Genomic DNA, 18,803 nt, shown 5'->3' with positions numbered 1-18,803 from the left:
GTGAGTAGTCGTGGCTGACATCGTGCTCGACAAGGTGAGCAAGAAGTTCCCGGACGGGACCGTCGCCGTGCAGGACGTCGACCTGGAGATCGCCGACGGCGAGTTCGTCATCCTGGTCGGACCCTCGGGCTGCGGCAAGTCCACCACCCTCAACATGATCGCGGGGCTGGAGGACATCAGCTCCGGCGAGTTGCGCATCGGCGGCCAGCGGGTCAACGACAAGGCCCCCCGGGACCGGGACATCGCCATGGTGTTCCAGTCGTACGCGCTGTACCCGAACATGACCGTGCGGGAGAACATGGCGTTCCCGTTGCGGCTGGCGAAGCTGGACAAGGAGACCATCAACCAGAAGGTCGACGAGGCGGCGAAGGTGCTGGAGCTGACCTCGCTGCTGGACCGCAGGCCGGCGAACCTCTCCGGCGGGCAGCGTCAGCGGGTGGCGATGGGCCGGGCGATCGTCCGGCAGCCGAAGGCGTTCCTCATGGACGAGCCGCTGTCCAACCTGGACGCCAAGCTGCGGGTGCAGATGCGCACCGTGGTGTCCCGGTTGCAGAAGCAGCTCGGCACCACCACCGTCTACGTCACGCACGACCAGACCGAGGCGATGACCCTCGGCGACCGGGTGGTCATCATGCGCGGCGGCGCGGTCCAGCAGGTCGGCCCGCCACAGGAGCTGTACGACCACCCGCGCAACCTCTTCGTGGCCGGCTTCATCGGCTCGCCGTCGATGAACTTCCTGCACGCCGCCGTGCAGGACGGCGGGCTGCGTACCGGGCTGGGCGACGTGCCGCTCGGCGACCGGGTCCGTCGCGAGCTGGAGGCGGCCGACGCGCCACGCGAGCTGATCCTCGGCATCCGCCCCGAGCACTTCGAGGACGCCGAGCTCGTCGACGACGACACCCGCCGCCGGGGCCTGGAGTTCGAGGCACCGGTGGAGATCGTCGAGTCGATGGGCTCGGACAAGTACGTCTACTTCACGGTGGAGGGCGAGCGGGCCAGCGCCGCCGAGCTGGAGGAGCTGGCCGCCGACGCCGGCGCGTCCGACTTCAGCGGCGCGGGCAGCAACCTGGTCACCCGACTGTCGGCCGAGTCACCGGTGGCCGAGGGGCAGTCGCGTCGGGTCTGGTTCAACCTGGAGAAGATCCACCTGTTCGACCCGACCAACGGGCGCAACCTCACGCTGCACGAAGGCCGGGCGGCCGGCGCGCTCGCCGACTGAACGGCGTCCATCATGGTGGGGCCGGCGGGTCCGCCCGCCGGCCCCGTCATGTCCTGCGCCGCGTGCGCGGCCGTGGCAGGGTGGTCGCAGGTCGCGTCGTGAAGCGGGGTACGGATGAACCGACGACTGGCCGCGCTGGCCAACGCGCACGGCGTGTCCACCTGGTACGAGGACTGGCGGCACCGCCGCGTCGAGGTTGCGCCGGAGACCGTCGTCGGTGTGCTCGGGCTGCTCGGCGTCGACGCCACCGATCCGGCGGCCGTCGCTGACGCGCTCACCGCCGCCCGCGCGGTCGACCGTTCCGCCCTGCCGGCAACGGTGGTTCTCACCCACGGCGCCGGTCGGGCGCTGCCCGGCCCGGGCGTGGTGACCCTGGAGGACGGTGGTCGCCGCGCGGTCGACGGCGAGCTTCCGGCGGACCTGCCGCTGGGCTGGCACCGGCTGGCCTGTGCCGACCGGGAGGCGACGCTGGTGGTGGTGCCCCGCCGGCTGCCCGTGCCGCCGCGCACCTGGGGGTGGATGCTCCAGCTCTACGCGCTCACCTCGGAACGCTCCTGGGGCATGGGCGATCTCGGCGACCTCGCCGAGTTCACCGGCTGGTCCGGTGCCACCGGCGCGGGGCTGGTGCTCCTCAACCCGCTGCACGCGGTCGGGCCGGCGCACCCGGTGGCCGCATCGCCGTACTCGCCGGCCAGCCGGCGCTTCGTCAACCCGCTCTACCTGCGGGTCGGCGACACGGCCGCGTACCGGGCGGCGGATCCGGCGACCCGGGCGGTGGTCGACGCGCTGCGCCCCGACCGCGGCGACCTGATCGACTACGACGAGGTGTGGGCCGCCAAGCGGCACGCGCTGGAGTTGCTGCACCCGTACGCCCACCGGGTGGACCTTGCCGCGGACCCGGCGCTGACCACGTTCGCGACCTGGTGCGCGCTGGCCGAGCGGCACGGCAACGACTGGCGGGCCTGGCCCGCGGAGCTGCACCAGCCGGACGCCCCGGCGGTCGCCGAGCAGCGCCGCCAGCTCGCCGACCGGGTGGCGTTCCACGCCTGGCTGCAACACCTCTGCGACGAGCAGCTCGACGCGGTAACGGTGGCGGCCCGGGCGGCCGGGATGCCGGTCGGGGTGGTGCACGACCTGGCCGTCGGCATCGACCCGGGCGGTGCGGACGGCTGGCAGCTCGCCGACGTGCTGGCCCAGGGCGTGCGGGTCGGTGCCCCGCCGGACGACTTCAACCAGCTCGGCCAGGACTGGGGCCTCGCCGCGTGGCGGCCGGACCGGCTCGCCGACACCGGGTACGCGGCCTACCGGGACATGCTGCGGCGGACCCTGCGGCACGCCGGTGGGCTGCGCGTCGACCACGTCGCGGGGCTGTGGCGACTGTGGTGGGTGCCGCCGGGCGCCGGCGCCGCCGAGGGCACCTACGTCCGCTACGACGCCGAGGCGATGCTCGGCATCCTCGCGCTGGAGGCGCACCGGGCCGAAGCGGTGGTGGTCGGCGAGGACCTCGGCACGGTCCAGCCGGCGGTCACCCGGGGGCTGCGCCGGCGCAACATGCTCGGTTCGACCGTGCTGTGGTTCGCCCGGGACGACGACGGCGGCTTCATCCCGCCGGCGCGCTGGCCACGCAACGCGCTGGCCACGATCTCCACCCACGACCTGCCGACCGCGCCCGGGTTCCTGACCGGTGAGCACGTCCGGGTACGCGACGAGCTGAAGCTGCTCAGCACCGACGTGGCGGCGGAGCGGGCCCGCGCCGTCGCGGAGCGGGAGCGGCTGTTGGCGATGCTGCGCGCCGAGGCGCTGCTGGCCGACGCGGGTGCTCCGGCGGGCGCGGTGCCGCAGGCCGGTGCCGGTGGGCACGACCCGGCGGCGCGGGGGCCCGCCCCGGTCAACGACGGCGCGGGGGAGCCGGCCCGACCGGATGACGGTGAGGTGGTGGTGGCGATGCACGCGGCGCTCGCGGCCAGCCCGACCCGGCTGCTCGGCGTCTCCCTCTACGACGTGCTGGGCGAGGTGCGCCAGCCGAACATGCCGGGCACGGTGGACGAGTATCCGAACTGGCGGCTGCCGCTGCCTGCCACCGTGGCGGAGATCCGCGCGGATCCCCGGGTGGCCCGGATCGTCGAGCTGCTCACCGCGGCCCGGCCGCGATCGACCCGCCCAGCCGAGGACTGACGCTGGGGGTGAGCCCCGGTCAGGCCGGCCAGTCGAACCGGGGTGGCAGGCCGAGGAAGTCGGCGTACCGACCCAGGGCCTGCTCCACCCGGGCACGTTCACCGGCATCCAGCGGCGTCAGCGGCTGGATCGTCACAGTGACCACGGCCCGGGCGATGCGCCGCTTCCACAGGCCCACCACCCGGCCGGCCCGCACCACGGTGGCCTGGAAGATGCCGTTGTTACCCGGCACCACGGCCGCCTGGTGGGCGGGATCGAGCATCAGCGCGCGATCCCGGTAGCCGAGCAGGTACTCGTCGAAGCCGGGCAGCACCAGCACGTCGTCGACCGGCGTACGCGGCGCGTCGGCCACCGCCGCGCCGACGTACATCTCCTCGCCGTCGACCCGTACCGCGGTCAGCGCTTCGCCGGCGGCGGCCAGCCCGCGCCGCGCGTCGGTCAGGGTGAGGCCTGTCCACCCGGCGAACTCGCGGGCGGTGACCGGCCCGTGCCCGCGCACGTAGCGGTGGGCGAGCAGGGCGAGGGCCTCCTCCCGGTCCAGCCGGCGTGGCTCGGGCGCCCACTCGTCGAGCAGCGCGAAGGTCTGGTCGGTGCCGACGTTCGGCGCCAGGCAGGTCACCCCGCGCACACTGGCGTACCAGAGCAGGTGGTAGCCGCGCTGGCTGTCGGTGACCAGGCCGGCCGCGCGGAGGGTGGCCAGGCACTGCGCCCGGGTGAGCCGGCCGCCGCCGGCCAGCGCCGTACCGAGCACCTCCACCGCCCGGTCCGCGTCGGCGTCGGTGAGCCCGAGCTGCGCCCGGCGGGTCGCCGCGCCGGCCAGCGACCGGACGCCGGTCACCTCCAGCATCCAGCGTGCGTCGGCGGGCGGAACGAGGTGCACCGTGCCGCGCATCGGCCAGGTGCGCAGCGCCTCGCGCCGCTCCAGCGCCGCCTGCACGTCGGCCACAGTCCAACCGGGCAACCGGACGCCCAACGACCACAACCCGCTGGCCAGGTCCTGGGCCTGCATCGCGCCGAACCACTCGACCACCTCGGCGACGCTGCCGGGTTGGACGCTCGGGTGCGGGCGCAGCAGCAGGCTGGTCATCCGCAGCGCCAACGCGTCGGCCCTGGTGAGGTCGACGGGCATGGACGCACTCCTTCCGGTCGCCGGGCCGCCAGCCTAGAGCCACCCACCGACGCCGGGGTCGACACGACACCCCGCGTACCTCGGCCCGCCGGGTCGCGGCCGGGCGCATAACGGCCGGCGCAGTGGGGAAGCGGCCGGCCGGAAGTGCGCGCGCCGCGCGTGCGGAAGGGAGTGTCATGACTGCCGCAAGCGAACCGGCCCGGGGTTCCGGCGTGACCGCCGGGTCCCAGACCCATCGGGCGGGCACCAGCGCCAAGACCAGCGCCGCCGCCACCTTCGCCCTGGTCTTCGGGGTGGCCGGCCTGTTCAGCGTGTTGACCGCGATCCTGGCCTGGGTCGGGCTGGTGCTCGGGATCATCGGGATCATCCTCGGCATCGCCGGGCTGAAGATGGCCCGTCGGCCAGGGGTGACCGGCCGGGGCGTGGCGATCGGGGGACTGGTGCTGAGCATCCTGGCCGTCCTGATCGGCCTGGGCCTGGCCGCGGGCATCACCACCTTCCTCAACAACGAGGGCGCCGTGGACCGTCTCCAGCAGCAGGTCGACGACCTGCGCGACAAGCTCTGACTGACGCCCTCGCCGGGCGTGACGTGCCTCGCGTGGGTGAGGGAACACCTCGGCTGATCACGTCGGGTGACCTGCGGCGCGGTCCCGACCATGCCCCATCGTCCTTTGCACTGCTTACGCGGGCGCAACAGTTACTCGGGGTTCGGCCCTGCCGAGCGAACCCGCGCGAACGCTGCGACGTAATCCCTGCTCAGGCGCGGCGTTGCGTCCGAGTAAGCAGAGCAAAGGATGCGATTGATGGATCGGCGGCCCGTCCAGACATGACGGATAGTTGCACGTCGTCCTCAGTCGCAACGAAATAGCCGGTTACGCAGCGTGCATCCTGCGGCGTGTGGTGGTGGACTGGTCTGCACCCACGCGCTCGCGCGACACGTCGTGCAGGCGCGGCCAGAGATCACAGTAGGGTGGGCGACGTGCTCCGCCAGGTCACCGCGATCCGCTACGTCACCCCGCTCCGCGAGGGTGGCTCGCTGCCCGGTGTGGTGGAGGCCGACGACCTCGGCACGTACGTGGCGAAGTTCCGAGGCGCCGGGCAGGGGCCCAAGGCGCTGGTCGCCGAGGTGATCTGCGGTGAGCTGGCCCGCCGGCTGGAGCTGCGGGTGCCGCCGCTGGTGGTGCTCGACATCGACCCGGTGATCGGGCGGGCCGAGCCCGACCAGGAGGTGCAGGAGCTGTTGCGCAACAGCGGCGGCGCCAACCTGGGCATGGACTTCCTGCCGGGTGCGCTGGGCTTCGAACCGGTCGCGCACCCCGTCGACCCGATGCTGGCCTCCCGGGTGCTCTGGTTCGACGCGTACGTGGAGAACGTCGACCGGAGCTGGCGCAACCCGAACCTGCTGGTCTGGCACCGGGAGCTGTGGCTGATCGACCACGGCGCCTCCCTGTACTTCCACCACAACTGGCCGCGCGCCGCCGCCGCCGTGCACCGGGCCTACCGGGCCGAGGACCACGTGCTCGCGCCGTACGCCTCCCGACTGGCCGAGGCCGACGCCGAGCTGGCGCCACGGGTCACCCCGGAGGTGCTCACCGAGGTGCTGGCGCTGGTGCCGGACGAGTGGCTGACCGCCGCCGACTTCGACTCGGCCGACGCGGCGCGGGAGGCGTACCTGGCCCACCTGTCCGCCCGGGTCGCCCGCACCGCCGACTGGCTGCCGCAGGGGGGCGCGGCATGAGGCAACCATTCGAGTACGCCGTCATCCGGCTGGTGCCCCGCATCGAGCGCGGCGAGCAGATCAACGTCGGGGTGCTGCTCTACTGCCAGCAGTGCGACTTCCTGGCCGCGCGGACGCACCTGGACGCCGACCGGGTCCGCGCGCTGGCACCCGATCTCGACCTTCCGGCGGTGGCGGAGGTGCTGGGCTCCTGGGACCGGACCTGCGCCGGTGACGGGCCGGCCACCCGGATGCGGCTCGGCGAGCGGTTCCACTGGCTGGCCGCGCCGCGCAGCACGATGATCCAGACCGGGCCGGTGCACACCGGGCTCACCGCCGACCCGGCGGCGGAGCTGGAGCGGCTCATGGCGGCCCTGGTCCGCTGAGCGGGGCGTGACCGGCCGACCGGCCCCTGACGGCGGGCCGTTGACGGGTCGGCGGGGCAGCGTGCGCCGGATGCCGTTTGACGGCGCAAGCAACGGGTAGTCGCCGGAGCTGACTCAGACAGAAGGGGAACATCTGATGGCTGCCCAGACCAAGGTAGCGGTGATCTACTACAGCGCCACCGGCACCACGTACCAGATGGCGCAGGCCGTGTGCGAGGCCGCCGGGGATGCCGGCGCCGATGTCCGCCTGCGCAAGGTGCGCGAGCTGGCGCCGGACGAGGCGATCCGCTCCAACTCCGGATGGCATGCGCACCAACTGGAGACCCAGGACGTGCCCGAGGCGATGGTCGACGACCTGGCCTGGGCCGACGTGGCGATCTTCGGCAGTCCCACGCGGTACGGCCTGATCGCCGCCCAGCTGAAGCAGTTCATCGACACCACCGGTCCGCTCTGGTCGCAGGGCGGTCTTGCCAACAAGGTCTACTCCGGCTTCACCACGTCGGGGACGGCGCACGGCGGTCAAGAGACCACGCTGACCGCGCTGTTCAACGTCTTCTACCACTGGGGTGGCATCGTGGTCACCCCCGGCTACACCGACACGAGTCAGTTCATCGCCGGTAACCCGTACGGCGCGTCGCACACCAGCAACAACGGGGAGATCGCCCCGGACAGCGTGGCGCTCGGCGCCGCAGCGCTCACCGCCCGCCGGGCGGTGCAGATCGGCACCGCGCTGAAGAAGGGCCTTGCCGGCTGACCGAGGCGAGGACCGGCTGACCGAGGCTAGGACCGGCTGACCGCAGCGGGGACCGGCGACGCGGGCGGGGGCTCTCGGCCCGTCCGCGCCGCCGGTCGATTCAGCCGTACCCCCGTGCGGGGGTGACTATGCCCGCCCACCCGCCGCGGACATCTCGTCCGGGTGGGGTGCCGGCAGCAGGTCGCCCAGCAGCTCGGTCAGCACGGCGACCCCGTCCGGGCTGAGAACCGACTCCGGGTGGAACTGCACCCCGGCGAAGCCGCGTCCGCGTAGGGCGTGCACGGCGCCGTCGCTCGCGTCCCGGGCCAGCTCCACCGGCCCGTACGCGGTGTCCAGCCGGTCCGCCCCGGCGCGGACGGTGAACGTGGAGTAGAAGCCCACGCGGCGGGCGCGCCCGAACAGCGGCACCTCGCGTTGCAACCCCTGATAGGGCGCATCCCGACGGTGCAGCGGCAGCCCCAGCAGCCCGGCCAGCACCTGATGGCCGAGGCACACCGCGAGGGTCGGCCGGCCGCTCGCCAGCAGCCCGGTCAGCAGCCCCCGCAGCGCCACCACCTTCGGCTCGTCCGGGCTGCGCGGGTCGCCCGGTCCGGGCCCGGCCACCACCAGGTCGTAGGAGTCCAGTGGGCCGCTCGCGTGCCACGGCCGTAGCGTGACCGCCAGACCCAACGCGCCCAGCTGGTGGGCCAGCATCCCGGTGAAGGTGTCCTCGGCGTCCACGATCAGCGCCCGGCGGCCGACCAGCCCGGGCAGCCCCGGCGCGTCCGGCGCCCGCTGGTCCAGCCAGAACCGTGCCAGCGGGGCGTTGCGCGCGGCCAGCGCGTCGCGTACCGCCGGATCGTCGGCCAGCCGCGCGACCGACCCGCGGCCGCCCCCGGGCGCCGCCGGGCCGAGACCGAGCGCGGCCAGCACCCCGGCCGCCTTGGCGTGCGTCTCGGCCACCTCGCCGGCCGCCGTGGAATGCCGGACCAGGGTGGCGCCCACCGGCACCCGCAGCCGCCCGGTGGGGGAGATCTCGGCGGTACGGATCAGGATCGGCGCGTCCAGCGTCTGCCGACCCGCGTCGTCGTGGCCGAGCAGGGCCAGCACGCCCGCGTAGTAGCCCCGGCCGACGCGCTCGTGTCGGGCGATCACCCGGCACGCGTTCTCCATCGGGCTGCCGGTCACGGTGGGGGCGAACATCGTCTCGCGCAGCACCTCCCGCACGTCGCGGGTGCCCCGGCCGGCGAGCAGGTACTCGGTGTGCGCCAGGTGCGACATCTCCTTGAGGTACGGGCCGATCACCTGGCCGCCGTGCTCGGCGACGGTCGCCATCATCTTCAGCTCCTCGTCGAGCACCATGTACAGCTCCTCGACCTCCTTGGGGTCGGCGAGGAAGCGCAGCAGCGCCGCCCGGTCCGGCGCGCCGCCGACGGGCCGGAAGGTGCCGCTGATCGGGTTCATCATCACCAGCCCGTCGTCGACGCTGACGTGCCGCTCCGGGCTGGCGCCGACCAGGGTCCGGGTGCCGGTGTGCACCACGAACGTCCAGTAGGCGCCGCGCTCGGCAACCAGCAGTCGGCGCAGCGCGGCCAGCGCCGCCACCAGCGGCGGGCCCTGCACGGTGGCGTGCAGGGTGCGGTGGATGACGAAGTTGGCGCCCTCGCCGCGACCGATCTCCTCCGCGAGCACCCGCTGCACGATCCCCGCGTACTCCTCGTCGGTGACGTCGAACGCGGCGTCGTCGGCGCGTACCGGCTCGTCGGGCAGCGCGGCCAGCGCGTCGGCCAGGGCGATCCGGTGGTGCTCGCGGACCTGGAGGCACTCCAGCGGGGCGCCGTCGTCGACGCAGGCGAAGCCGCGTTCGGTGATCTGCCGGTAGGGCACGACGGCCAGCGTCCGCGCCCCGGGCGGACCCGGCGGCAGCGGGATGTCCGCCAGGCGGTCCACGGCGTCGACCGGGCCGGTGAACAGCTCCAGGTCGTCGGCGCCGTCGCGGCGCAGCAGCGCGAAGGGGCCCGGATCGACGCCGCGGGCGACGGCGGCGAGCAGGTCGGTCAGGTGGGTCATCGGATTCTCCGTCGGGCCGGGCGCCGCCGGAGGGGCGGCCATCGGGGCCGGGAGATCCGGCGGCCGCCTCGATGGCGGCCGCGTGGATGGAGCTACGCGCGGTAGGTGGCCGCCGGGTCGGCGGGCCACCAGCAGGTCAGATGCGCGAGCATGCGATCCACCCTACGCGTCCACCGGCCGCCCGGGTAGCCGATCGGGCGTACCGGTGCGCCCGGCCCGACCAGCGTTCCGGCACGCCCGGTACCGGGTAACTTGACCGGCGATGAACATTCTCGCGCTCGACCTGGGCACCTCCTCGGTACGTGGGCTGGTGCTGGACGCGGACACCCAACCGCTGCCCGGCGCCCTGGCCCGGCGGAAGGTCAACCTCGCCCTCGGCGACGACGGCACCGGCACCCTCTCCGGTCCCGACTACCTCGCCTGCCTGATCGAGTGCCTGGACGAGCTGGCCGAGGGCGGGCACCTGCGCGAGGTCGAGCTGGTGGCCGTCTCCGCGCAGTGGCACTCGGTGCTTCCGCTCGACCGGGACGGCACCCCGATGGGCCCGGTGATCACCTGGCTGGACACCCGGCCGGCGCCGCTCGACGGGGCACCCGGGCCGGCCGACCCGGACGACTTCCACCAGCGCACCGGCTGCTGGTGGCACCGCTCCTACTGGTCGGTGCGGCTGCCCTGGCTGCGCGAGATGTCCGGCAACCCGATCACCCGGTTCGTCGGCCTGACCGAGTACGTGCTGGGCGAGCTGCTCGAGGCCGCGCCCATGTCGGTCTCCCAGGCCTCCGGCACCGGCCTGCTGGACCTGGGCAGCCTGCGCTGGGACGAGGAGGCGCTGGCGCTGGCCGGTACGCGACCGCAGGAGCTGCCGCCCCTGGGCGAGCTGGAGTGGCACGGCCGGCTACGGCCCGACCGGGCTCGCCGCTGGCCGCAGCTGGCCGAGGCTCGGTGGTCGCCGCCGGTGGGCGATGGCGCGGCCTCGAACGTCGGCTCGGGCTGCGTCGATCCGAGCCGCGCCGCGGTCACCGTCGGCACCTCCGCCGCCGTACGGCTGATGCAGCGCGTCCCGGCCGGCGGGCCCCTGCCCCGGCTGCCCGAACAGTTGTGGCGCTACCGGGTCGACCACGACCACGTGGTGACCGGGGCGGCGTACTCCAGTGGCGGCAGCCTGTTCGCCTGGGCCGACCGGGAGCTGCGGCTGCCCCGGGGCTCCGAGCTGGACGCTGCGCTGGCGCTGGTGCCGGCGGGCGGTGGGCGGCCTACGGACCCCCGCTTCGGCGGCGACCGGGCGCCGGGGCTGGCTCCGGCGGGCACCGGCGAGGTGCGCGGGCTCAGCTTCGGCACCACGGCGGTGGACATCCTGGCCGGGCTGATGCAGGGGCTGTGTGAGCTGGTCGTCGAGGACCTGACGGTGCTGGAGTCCACCGTCGACAAATCGGTCGAGGTGGTGCTGGGCGGCGGCGCGGTGGCCGCCTCGGTGTGGTGGCGGCAGGCGTTCGCCTCCACGCTCGCGCCGCGACCGGTGTCGCACCAACGCAACCCGGAGATCGGCGCGACCGGCGCCGCGTTGGTGGCGCTGGGCCGTTTCGGTGACGCGGTCGAGCTCGCCGACATCGGCCGGACGGACGAGCTGGTCTTGCCGCAGTATCCTTCGTCAACTACCCGCCGCTGAATGGGCGAGCTTGCGGATCAACCTCTCGCTGGCTGCGAGGTGGTGCCGCGTGCGGGCGGTTGACCGCGCCCCAGCTCTCGACACCGCGCTTGGCGATGTTGAGGGCCGCATTGTGATCTGCGTGGGCAACGACCCCACAAGACCGACAATGGAAGGTTTCCTGGTCCGGCCGGTTCCGCCTGTCGCGGTGACCGCAGCCGTTGCAGGCCTGGGAGGTATAGCGCGGGTCGACTTCGACCAGCGGTACGCCGGCTCGGCGGGTCTTGTAGGCCAGGAAGCTGCCGAGCTGGTGGAACGACCATGAGTGGAGCGTGACCCGTTGGGGCTTTCTCAGCCGGACCCGATCGCGGATCGCCGTCAGGTCCTCGACGGCGATGCCACGGCCGGTGCGTGCAGCCTCGGTCACGATGGTCTTGGCAATGCGGTGGTTGACGTTCGCGGCGTGCCGCGCTTCCTTCTTGTTGCGCCGGGCCAGCAGTCGCTTGGCCGACTTGGTGCCCTTCTCCTGCAACCTGGCCCGCAGCCGGGCCTGCCTGCGGCGGTAACCATTGAGCCGCGTTCCGGCATAGCGGTTGCCGTCGGAGTCGTAGGCGATGTTTACGACGCCCATGTCCACGCCGAGGAAGCCGTCCGGCTCGTACATCGGCGCCTCGACCACCTCGACGGTGGCGTGTAGGAACCACATTCCATCGCGGTACACCAGGTCGGACTCGCCGATCTTGCTGGTGGCGACGGTCTTGATCTGATCGGCGGAGCCAGTGTACGCCACGTCTTTTAGCCGGCCTGCAATCGTCCAAATGGACACGGTGCGGGTGTCGTGGTGCCAGGACAGCATCCGGGCGTCGTACGGCTGGGCTGCGTTCCATCGGAACCCGATCGGGCTGACCTCGGCCCGCCGGCGCCGCTTCGAGCCGGCCTTACCGAGGTTGCCGGCACGGATGTTCGCCGTCAACGTGGCATGAGCGTCGGCGACCTTCTTGATGACGTGTTGCGCTGCCTGGGCGCCGAGCCGGTATTCCGTCTTGATGCCCTGGTAGGTGTGCTTGCGCAAGTCGTAGTTGCGATAGCAGTCAATCTGACGCGCTGTCGTCGCCACGTCGCAAGCCGCCGCATTGCACGCCCGCAGGGTCGACTCCAGCGCGGTCGCCTGCTCGGGTGTCGGCAGGAGCTTCACCGGCACAACCAGCTTCACGCCCTCACTGTATCGGTGCGCAGACTTCGGCGCGGAGATGCGCGAGTCCAATTACGACAGCGATGACATTCATCCGCTCGTGCACTACCCGCCCACTGTCGCCCTGCCCAGAAATCGGTCAAGAGTTTCGGGGGCGTGTCGGCCCGCTACCTGCAACAGCTCGCGGCGGTCAAGGAGCACCTGGAAGCTAATGTGAGGTGGCCATGCCGGCGATCCTCCAGCCGTAAACGGCCGGTGTTCCCGTCGGTATCAAGTGCTCAAGTTTTGCGCCGTCCGGGCCGTTGACAGCGCTCCCGAGCCTGGTTGGATGGACTGCGCTCCCCGGACCGCGGTGGACGCGGCAGGACGGAGGAGGCAGGGTGGCGGTAGGTCCCGACCCGGTGAAGGGCGCGGTGTCGAACCATCGCCGGCGTCGCTTCGATGTCCGGGTCGTTCCGCACCGGCGCCGCTCGCCGTTCCGCCTGCGGGACTGGCGGATGAGCACCAAGCTGGCCACCGTGCTGGTGGTGCCGTCGGTGGCGTTCCTGGTGCTCGCCGGTGTGCAGACCAGCGCGCTGGTGGGGCGGACGACGGCGCTGAACGACTTCGCCCGGCAGGTCGGCATCGGCCGGCAGATCACCGCGGTCGTGCACCAGCTCCAGCAGGAGCGGGACCGCTCGGCAGGAGAGCTGGGCGAGCTGCGTAAGGGTGGTGACCGGGAGGCCGCGTCCACCGCCCTGAAGCCGTTGCAGGCGGCGACCGACCGGGCCATCGTGGACCTGCGCCGGGCGGCCGAGCCGCTGGCCGACGCCGACGCCTCGTGGCGGGTGGCCTTCTCGGAGGTGCTGGAGGCGTACGACCAGGTGGTCGACATCCGGCCGGCGATCCCGCCCGCGGTGCTCAGCAGCGACACCATCCTGAGCAACTACCACCGCGCGGTCGACACGCTGCTCGACCTGCTCGCCGAGCCGACGCCGGGCCAGGAGCGGCCGGCGTTGAGCGACGCGGTGCTGCGCTACGTCCAGATCGCGCGGGTCAAGGAGCTCTCCTCGCGGGTCCGGGCCCAGCTCTACGCCGCCGGCCGCGCCGGCCAGTACGGCACAGAGGACCGGGTGCTCCTCACCGACCTGCGCGCCCAGCAGCTGACCGCGCTCGGCGCGTTCCGGGTGGCCGCCACCACCGATCAGATCCGCCGGTACGACGAGACCTCGGTGGACCCGATGTTCCTGGTCGCCACCCAACTGGAGGAGCGCAGCCTGCCGGCCGGCGACGCGGCGCCGGAGGTGCTGCCCTCGGAGCAGTGGTGGGCGGCCAGCCAGCAGCGCCAGGACCTGCTGCGCCAGGTCGAGGCGGGGGTGCTCGACGACGCTGTCCGGCAGGCCGACGGCGTCAGCAGCGGTCAGCTGAGGACCACCCTGCTGGTGGCCGGTGGGATCGTCGCCGTGCTGCTGGTCGCCCTGCTGATCTCGCTGCTCGTCGGGCGCTCGGTCGCCCGGTCGATGCGGTTGCTGCGCAGCCAGGCGTTGCGGATCGCGCAGGTCGAGCTGCCGGATGCGCTGGACCGGCTGCGGACCGTCACCGGCGGGGTGCCGGGCATCGAGGTCGCGCCGGCGGTGGTCCGCTCGCTCGACGAGATTGGCGAGCTGGCGGAGGCTTTCGTCGCGGTGCACCGCAGTGCGGTCACCGTCGCCGTCGAGCAGGCGACGATGCGGCGCAACGTCAACGCGATGTTCGTCAACCTGGCCCGGCGCAGCCAGGTGCTGGTGGAGCGCCAGCTGGAGCTGCTGGACGATCTGGAGCGCGAGGAGAGCGACCCGGAGCAGCTGGAGAACCTGTTCAAGCTCGATCACCTGGCTGCCCGGATGCGCCGTAACGACGAGAGCCTGCTGGTGCTCGCCGGCACCGAGTCCACCCGCCGGTGGAACCGGCCGGTCGGTCTCGGCCCGGTGCTGCTGGCGGCCGCCGCCGAGATCGAGCAGTACCAGCGGGTCCGCCTCGAGTCGGTGGGCGACGTGCACGTGGTCGGGCATGCCGTCGGTGAGCTGGTGCACATGCTGGCCGAGCTGTTGGAGAACGCCACCGCGTTCTCCCGCCCGGACACCGTCGTGGCGGTGACCGCCCGGGTCGAGGCCGTGGGCGCGCTGATCGAGATCACGGACCGTGGCCTGGGCATGAGCCCCGCCGCCCTGGCCGAGGCGAACGGGGTGCTGGCCAGCCCGCCAGCTGCGGACGTCGCGACGGTCGAGCGGATGGGGCTGTTCGTGGTCAGCCACCTGGCTGCCCGGCTTGGCGTGCGGGTGCGGTTGGACGGCGGCCAGGACGGCCTGGTCGCCCGGCTCGCGCTGCCCGCCGCGTTGCTGGCCCCGGCGGGCGCGGTGGAGCTGGATACCCGGGCCCCGGCACGGATGCTGGCGGCGGGCGCCGCTCGGGGAGTCAACACGCAGCGGATGCCCGGGGCCGCCCGGGCCACCGGCTCGTCCGGGCCGGCCGTCGCGCCGCTGGACCTGCCGGTTGCGGGTCGCCCGCCCGCGGCCGCCGTGCCGCGTCAGGCCCGCCCGGTGCCGGTCCGCGCGGAGGACGTGCTCGCCCCGGCCTCGTCGGGTGGCGGCGGCGGTTGGTGGTCCCGGGAGGGCCCGGCCGAACCGGCGGGGCCGGGGCCGGTCGTGCCGCCGGCCACCCCGGTGACCGCGGGCACGAACGAGCGGGGCCTGCCGATGCGGGTGCCGATGGCGCAGCTCTCCGCGGTCACGCGCCCGGCCCGGCCGCAGTCGGCGCCGGCGCGTGACGACCTGGACCCGGAAGCGGTCGGTGGCATGCTTTCCCGGCTCTACAACGGGGTACGGCGTGCCGAGGCCGAGGACACCACCGAGATACCCGTGCCACCGTCCGGGGGGCACGATGAAGGGGGACGACGACAGTGACGACGTTGAGCCAGGAGGCACGGGACCTGAGCTGGCTGGTGAGCGCGTTCGCGGAGCGGGTGCCGGGCGTGGCGCACGCGGTGGTGGTCTCCTCCGACGGGCTGCTGGTGGCGATCTCCGACAACCTGCCCCGCGATCACGCGGACAAGCTCGCCGCAGTGACCTCCGGGCTGATGAGCATCACCGCGGGCGCGGCCCAGATGTTCGACGGCGACGTCGTCAAGCAGACGGTGGTCGAGATGGGCCGGGGCTACTTCCTGGTGATGCAGGTGCGGGACGGGTCGATCCTGGCCACTCTCGCCGCGGGGGACGCGGACATCGGCGTGGTGGGCTACGAGATGGCCCGGCTGGCGAAGCAGGCGGGGGAGATGCTCACCCCAGCGCTGCGGGCGGAGTTGCAGCAGGCGCTGCCGCGCTGACCGGCCCGGCCGCGCCCCGGACGGTCACCGGCTCACCGGAGCCGGCCGCCGGGGCCCGGCTGTCCGGGCGGCCCGCTCAGAAGCCGCCGTCGGCGATGACCGAGCGGTACCAGTGGGCGCTGGTCTTGAGCACCCGCCGCTGGGTCGGGTAGTCCACGTAGACCAGTCCCCACCGCTGGTCGTACCCCTCGGCCCATTCGAAGTTGTCCAGCAGTGACCAGACGTGGAAGCTCTCCAGCGGCACCCCGGCGCTGATGGCCCGGTGCGCGGCGGTCAGGTGGTCGCGCAGGAAGCTGATCCGGCCGGCGTCGTCGACGCTGCCGTCCGCGGCCAGGGCGTCCGGTGTGGGCAGCCCGTTCTCGGTGACGGTGAGCGGGATCGGGCCGTATTCGCGGGTGACCCGGGTCAGGATGTCGTACATCCCGTCGGGGTAGATCTGTTGCCATTCGGCCTCGGAGGTCGGCCAGCGGTGCTCGGTGCCGCCGTCTGCGGTGACGTAGATCGGCGTGTAGTACTGCACGGCGAGCAGGTCGACCGGCGAGGAGATCACGGCCAGGTCGCCGTCGCGGATGCCGCGGGCCATCCGGCTCTGCGGGCCCAGGTCGGCCAGCACGTCCTGCGGGTAGCTGCCCTTGAGCAGCGAGTCGAGGTAGAGGCGGTTCTCGTAGCCGTCGTAGAGCCGGGCCGCCGCAGCGGCCTCCGGTGAGTCGTCCGCGGGGTAGCAGGGGTGCAGGTTGAGCGCGGGACCGATCCGAGCGGTGCCGCCGGCGGCGCGCAGCGCGCGGACGGCGAGCCCGTGGGCGAGTTGCAGGTGGTGTGCGACGAGGTAGGCCGCGTCCGGGTCCTGCCGGCCCGGTGCGTGGTGGCCACCGAGGTAGCCGTTCTGCACCACGGTCTTGGGCTCGTTGATGGTCAGCCAGGCCGGGACGCGGTCGCCGAGGGCGCGGAAGACCGCGTCGGCGTAGTCGGCGAAGCGGTTGGCGGTGTCGCGTGACTCCCACCCGCCGGCGTCCTGCAGGGCCTGCGGCAGGTCCCAGTGGAACAGGGTGGCCATCGGGGCGATGCCGCGCTCGTGCAGGCCGTCGAGGAGGCGGCGGTAGAAGTCGAGCCCGCGCTGGTTGGGTGCGCCGCTGCCGTCGGGTTGGATCCGGGGCCAGGAGATGGAGAAGCGGTAGCTGCGCAGCCCGAGGTCGCGCATCAGGTCGAGGTCCTCGACGTACCGGTGGTAGTGGTCGGCGGCCACGTCGCCGGTGTCGCCGTTGCGGGTGCGCCCGGGGGTGCGGCTGAAGGTGTCCCAGACCGACTCACCGCGGCCGTCCTCCTTGGCGGCGCCCTCGATCTGGTACGCGGAGGTGGCCGCGCCCCAACCGAAGTCGCGGGGGAAGCGCAGCGGGCCGGCGGGCCCGGTAGGTATCGACATGGATTCTCCTCGTGGATACGGGCAACCGCCGAAGTTCGGGAGCGCTCCCAGAATAGGGCAGGGGCGGCCGGCCCGGTCAGCCGGCCGTCGTGCCGGCCGGCTGTGGCAGGTTGAGGCGATGCGGGCCCCGGACAGCGAACGAGGCCGACCGGGCGGCGCGGCGCGCCTGTCCCGTCGGCCTCTTTTCCCATCGTGAACGGGGGTTTAGTGTGGGGACGGGGGAGGGCAACCCCCGTCCCCACCGTAACTGCACACACACGGGCGGATTGTGGGTCCTGCCGTGCGTGTCGCGCGGGAGCCGGGCCACGCGAGTGGCTCTGGTTCCACCTCCCTCCGTGTGGCGGGATGATGGCTGACGGCGGCGTCCGGGCTGGCCCGTCGTCAGCCCTCGGGCTGGTTCCCCGGTCCGTCAGAGACGGTCCCGGTGATCTTCGAGTTGGAACCATCATCGATGGAAGCGCTCCCATCGACGATGCTGCGACTGTAACGCCCGTCACGGCTTTGTGAAAGCCCCAAAACGAGATCGAAACATCGCGCTGATGCGGCCTGCCGCGCGCTTGTTGTGGGAGCGCTTCCATGGCACACTGTCGATTCAACGCGACAGGAGCCAGATCGCGTGAGCGCGGGTCCGAGCACCGGCCTCAGCGCCAACATGACGATCAAGAACCTCGGCGACCCGCTCACCGGCTGGGCGCTGATGTTCGCCTTCCCCGGAAACCAGCGGGTCACCCAGGGCTAATCGGCACGGTGGAGCCAGACCGGCAACCAGGTCACCGCCACCAACGAGTCGTGAACGGCAACCTCGGTGCCGGCGCCACCGCCAACATCGGCTTCAACCGGATGTAGCGAGAATCCCGGGCCTTGAGGGCCGGGAGGAGTCGCGTCACGGACCGGGATGTTTCTGTTCTTTGATGTATTCCTTGATCACTTCTAGTGGGGTGCCGCCGCAGGACGCGGCGAAGTACGACGGCGACCACAGGTGTCCGTGCATGATGTGCCGGTTGATCCGGCCGGCGAACTCCTTGCGTAGGTAGTGCGCTGAGACGCCCTTAAGCCGGTTGACGAGCGTGGAGATCGACAGCTTCGGCGGGTAGTGCACGAGCAGGTGCACGTGGTCATCCTCGCCGTTGAACTCGCGCAGCGCCGCGCCCAGGTCGGCACACACGTTCCGCATGACCTGTTCGCAGTGGGTGAGCATCGCGTCGTTGAGGACGCCCCGCCGATACTTGGTGACAAAGACAAGATGAACCTGCAGGTTGTCGATAACGCTTCTACCTCGGCGAACATCCGGGTCTGGCGTCCATCTTGGTGACATGGATAAGATGCTACGGTGTGGTCATGCTCGCCAAACTGGACAGGCCCGTGAAGCCGGGTTTGGCCGCCAAGGCCCTCGGCATCGACTACTCGGACCTGCCGAAACTCGGCCATCCCTGGACGAAGAAAAACGTCCGGTCGCTGCGTGACAGCACGCCCGGTTGGCTGAACGAGGCGCGCCGCCGGCACGCGACCCGCGTGCAGCAGGCGAGCGAGGCGCGGGCCGCAGAGCTGGACGCGGAACTGGCGCGGCTCGGCTACGACGCCCCGGACCTCGGCGCGGTTGATCAGGCTGCGCTCTACATCGACGCCGCCGTGACCCACCTGACGACCGTCACTCGCTGCTCCGAAGACGAAGCGGACCGGGCTGCCTGGCGGCGGTGGCCGAAGTCGATGGCCGCCGAAGAGGACTACGCCGACCAGGACGCCTAGTGAAGATCGTCGTGCAGGTCCGGTTGTTCCC

General features: G+C 72.6%; 15 protein-coding genes and 1 pseudogene. 11 read left to right on the top strand and 5 right to left on the bottom strand.

The features are described 5' to 3' along the window. Nucleotides 1-10: 10 nt before the first annotated feature. Together KBX63_RS25660 and malQ are read left to right on the top strand one after the other, a co-directional pair. Nucleotides 11-1,219, top strand: a complete 1,209-nt coding sequence (locus tag KBX63_RS25660; protein ID WP_210915537.1) for an ABC transporter ATP-binding protein — start codon at nucleotides 11-13, stop codon at nucleotides 1,217-1,219. Between the two features lie 114 nt (nucleotides 1,220-1,333). Next, nucleotides 1,334-3,394, top strand: a complete 2,061-nt coding sequence (malQ, locus tag KBX63_RS25655; protein ID WP_210915535.1) for a 4-alpha-glucanotransferase — start codon at nucleotides 1,334-1,336, stop codon at nucleotides 3,392-3,394. Between the two features lie 19 nt (nucleotides 3,395-3,413). Here the strand turns inward: malQ and KBX63_RS25650 are convergent, their stop codons facing one another. After that, nucleotides 3,414-4,523 carry a winged helix DNA-binding domain-containing protein gene (locus KBX63_RS25650; RefSeq protein ID WP_210915532.1) on the bottom strand — a complete coding sequence of 370 codons (1,110 nt, stop codon included), beginning with the start codon at nucleotides 4,521-4,523 and terminating at the stop codon, nucleotides 3,414-3,416. Between the two features lie 176 nt (nucleotides 4,524-4,699). On the opposite strand from KBX63_RS25650, the gene KBX63_RS25645 reads away from it, so the two are divergent. The 4 genes from KBX63_RS25645 to wrbA all read left to right on the top strand — a co-directional run bounded on the left by KBX63_RS25645 (nucleotide 4,700) and on the right by wrbA (nucleotide 7,380). Beyond that, entirely contained in the window at nucleotides 4,700-5,089 is a 390-nt protein-coding gene (locus KBX63_RS25645; protein WP_210915531.1) for a hypothetical protein, read from the top strand. Between the two features lie 413 nt (nucleotides 5,090-5,502). Beyond that, on the top strand, nucleotides 5,503-6,261 hold the full coding sequence (locus KBX63_RS25640; RefSeq protein ID WP_210915530.1) for a HipA family kinase: 759 nt from the start codon (nucleotides 5,503-5,505) through the stop codon (nucleotides 6,259-6,261). Next, complete coding sequence (locus KBX63_RS25635; protein ID WP_210915529.1) at nucleotides 6,258-6,626, top strand: DUF3037 domain-containing protein; 369 nt, start codon at nucleotides 6,258-6,260, stop codon at nucleotides 6,624-6,626. Before KBX63_RS25640 ends, KBX63_RS25635 begins: the two co-directional genes overlap by 4 nt. Before the next feature lie 136 nt (nucleotides 6,627-6,762). After that, complete coding sequence (gene wrbA, locus KBX63_RS25630) at nucleotides 6,763-7,380, top strand: NAD(P)H:quinone oxidoreductase (protein WP_210915528.1); 618 nt, start codon at nucleotides 6,763-6,765, stop codon at nucleotides 7,378-7,380. A gap of 126 nt (nucleotides 7,381-7,506) precedes the next feature. On the opposite strand, the gene KBX63_RS25625 is transcribed toward wrbA, so the two are convergent. Continuing rightward, nucleotides 7,507-9,429: an anthranilate synthase family protein gene (locus KBX63_RS25625; RefSeq protein ID WP_210915527.1), complete on the bottom strand. Its 1,923-nt coding sequence runs from the start codon at nucleotides 9,427-9,429 to the stop codon at nucleotides 7,507-7,509. A 262-nt stretch (nucleotides 9,430-9,691) separates the two neighbouring features. Here KBX63_RS25625 and KBX63_RS25620 point away from each other — a divergent pair, with 262 nt between their 5' ends. Next, nucleotides 9,692-11,095, top strand: a complete 1,404-nt coding sequence (locus tag KBX63_RS25620) for an FGGY family carbohydrate kinase (protein WP_210915521.1) — start codon at nucleotides 9,692-9,694, stop codon at nucleotides 11,093-11,095. Here the strand turns inward: KBX63_RS25620 and KBX63_RS25615 are convergent. Next, the gene (locus KBX63_RS25615) at nucleotides 11,082-12,287 is read right to left on the bottom strand and encodes an RNA-guided endonuclease TnpB family protein (RefSeq protein WP_210915519.1); all 1,206 of its coding nucleotides are present in this window, start codon (nucleotides 12,285-12,287) and stop codon (nucleotides 11,082-11,084) included. The two genes, KBX63_RS25620 and KBX63_RS25615, sit on opposite strands and share 14 nt — an antisense overlap. Nucleotides 12,288-12,646: 359 nt before the next feature. Here KBX63_RS25615 and KBX63_RS36275 point away from each other — a divergent pair, with 359 nt between their 5' ends. Beyond that, entirely contained in the window at nucleotides 12,647-15,187 is a 2,541-nt protein-coding gene (locus KBX63_RS36275) for a nitrate- and nitrite sensing domain-containing protein (protein ID WP_307871842.1), read from the top strand. A 5-nt stretch (nucleotides 15,188-15,192) separates the two neighbouring features. Next, the gene (locus KBX63_RS25605) at nucleotides 15,193-15,606 is read left to right on the top strand and encodes a roadblock/LC7 domain-containing protein (protein ID WP_197701306.1); all 414 of its coding nucleotides are present in this window, start codon (nucleotides 15,193-15,195) and stop codon (nucleotides 15,604-15,606) included. 76 nt (nucleotides 15,607-15,682) lie between these two features. Here KBX63_RS25605 and KBX63_RS25600 read toward each other — a convergent pair whose 3' ends face one another. Beyond that, nucleotides 15,683-17,026 carry a GH1 family beta-glucosidase gene (locus KBX63_RS25600; protein ID WP_210915515.1) on the bottom strand — a complete coding sequence of 448 codons (1,344 nt, stop codon included), beginning with the start codon at nucleotides 17,024-17,026 and terminating at the stop codon, nucleotides 15,683-15,685. A 634-nt stretch (nucleotides 17,027-17,660) separates the two neighbouring features. On the opposite strand from KBX63_RS25600, the pseudogene KBX63_RS25595 reads away from it, so the two are divergent. Next, nucleotides 17,661-17,863, top strand: a pseudogene (locus tag KBX63_RS25595) (cellulose binding domain-containing protein); the annotation flags it as partial. A 46-nt stretch (nucleotides 17,864-17,909) separates the two neighbouring features. On the opposite strand, the gene tnpA reads toward KBX63_RS25595, so the two are convergent. After that, nucleotides 17,910-18,341, bottom strand: a complete 432-nt coding sequence (tnpA, locus tag KBX63_RS25590) for an IS200/IS605 family transposase (RefSeq protein WP_210915512.1) — start codon at nucleotides 18,339-18,341, stop codon at nucleotides 17,910-17,912. A gap of 23 nt (nucleotides 18,342-18,364) precedes the next feature. Here tnpA and KBX63_RS25585 point away from each other — a divergent pair, with 23 nt between their 5' ends. Then, nucleotides 18,365-18,772, top strand: coding sequence for a hypothetical protein (locus KBX63_RS25585; RefSeq protein WP_210915501.1), 408 nt, complete (start codon nucleotides 18,365-18,367; stop codon nucleotides 18,770-18,772). Nucleotides 18,773-18,803: the final 31 nt, after the last annotated feature.

This window comes from Micromonospora sp. U21, from assembly GCF_018070045.1.
GTDB lineage: Bacteria > Actinomycetota > Actinomycetes > Mycobacteriales > Micromonosporaceae > Micromonospora.
This window is presented reverse-complemented; position numbering and strand designations above follow the sequence as displayed.

Excerpts from the sequence above, each read along its gene's own strand:
- malQ (WP_210915535.1), top strand. The coding sequence starts at position 1,334 with ATGAACCGACGACTGGCCGCGCTGGCCAACGCGCACGGCGTGTCCACC.
- KBX63_RS25650 (WP_210915532.1), bottom strand. The coding sequence starts at position 4,523 with ATGCCCGTCGACCTCACCAGGGCCGACGCGTTGGCGCTGCGGATGACC.
- KBX63_RS25645 (WP_210915531.1), top strand. The coding sequence starts at position 4,700 with ATGACTGCCGCAAGCGAACCGGCCCGGGGTTCCGGCGTGACCGCCGGG.
- KBX63_RS25635 (WP_210915529.1), top strand. The coding sequence starts at position 6,258 with ATGAGGCAACCATTCGAGTACGCCGTCATCCGGCTGGTGCCCCGCATC.
- wrbA (WP_210915528.1), top strand. The coding sequence starts at position 6,763 with ATGGCTGCCCAGACCAAGGTAGCGGTGATCTACTACAGCGCCACCGGC.
- KBX63_RS25625 (WP_210915527.1), bottom strand. The coding sequence starts at position 9,429 with ATGACCCACCTGACCGACCTGCTCGCCGCCGTCGCCCGCGGCGTCGAT.
- KBX63_RS25620 (WP_210915521.1), top strand. The coding sequence starts at position 9,692 with ATGAACATTCTCGCGCTCGACCTGGGCACCTCCTCGGTACGTGGGCTG.
- KBX63_RS25600 (WP_210915515.1), bottom strand. The coding sequence starts at position 17,026 with ATGTCGATACCTACCGGGCCCGCCGGCCCGCTGCGCTTCCCCCGCGAC.
- tnpA (WP_210915512.1), bottom strand. The coding sequence starts at position 18,341 with ATGTCACCAAGATGGACGCCAGACCCGGATGTTCGCCGAGGTAGAAGC.
- KBX63_RS25585 (WP_210915501.1), top strand. The coding sequence starts at position 18,365 with ATGCTCGCCAAACTGGACAGGCCCGTGAAGCCGGGTTTGGCCGCCAAG.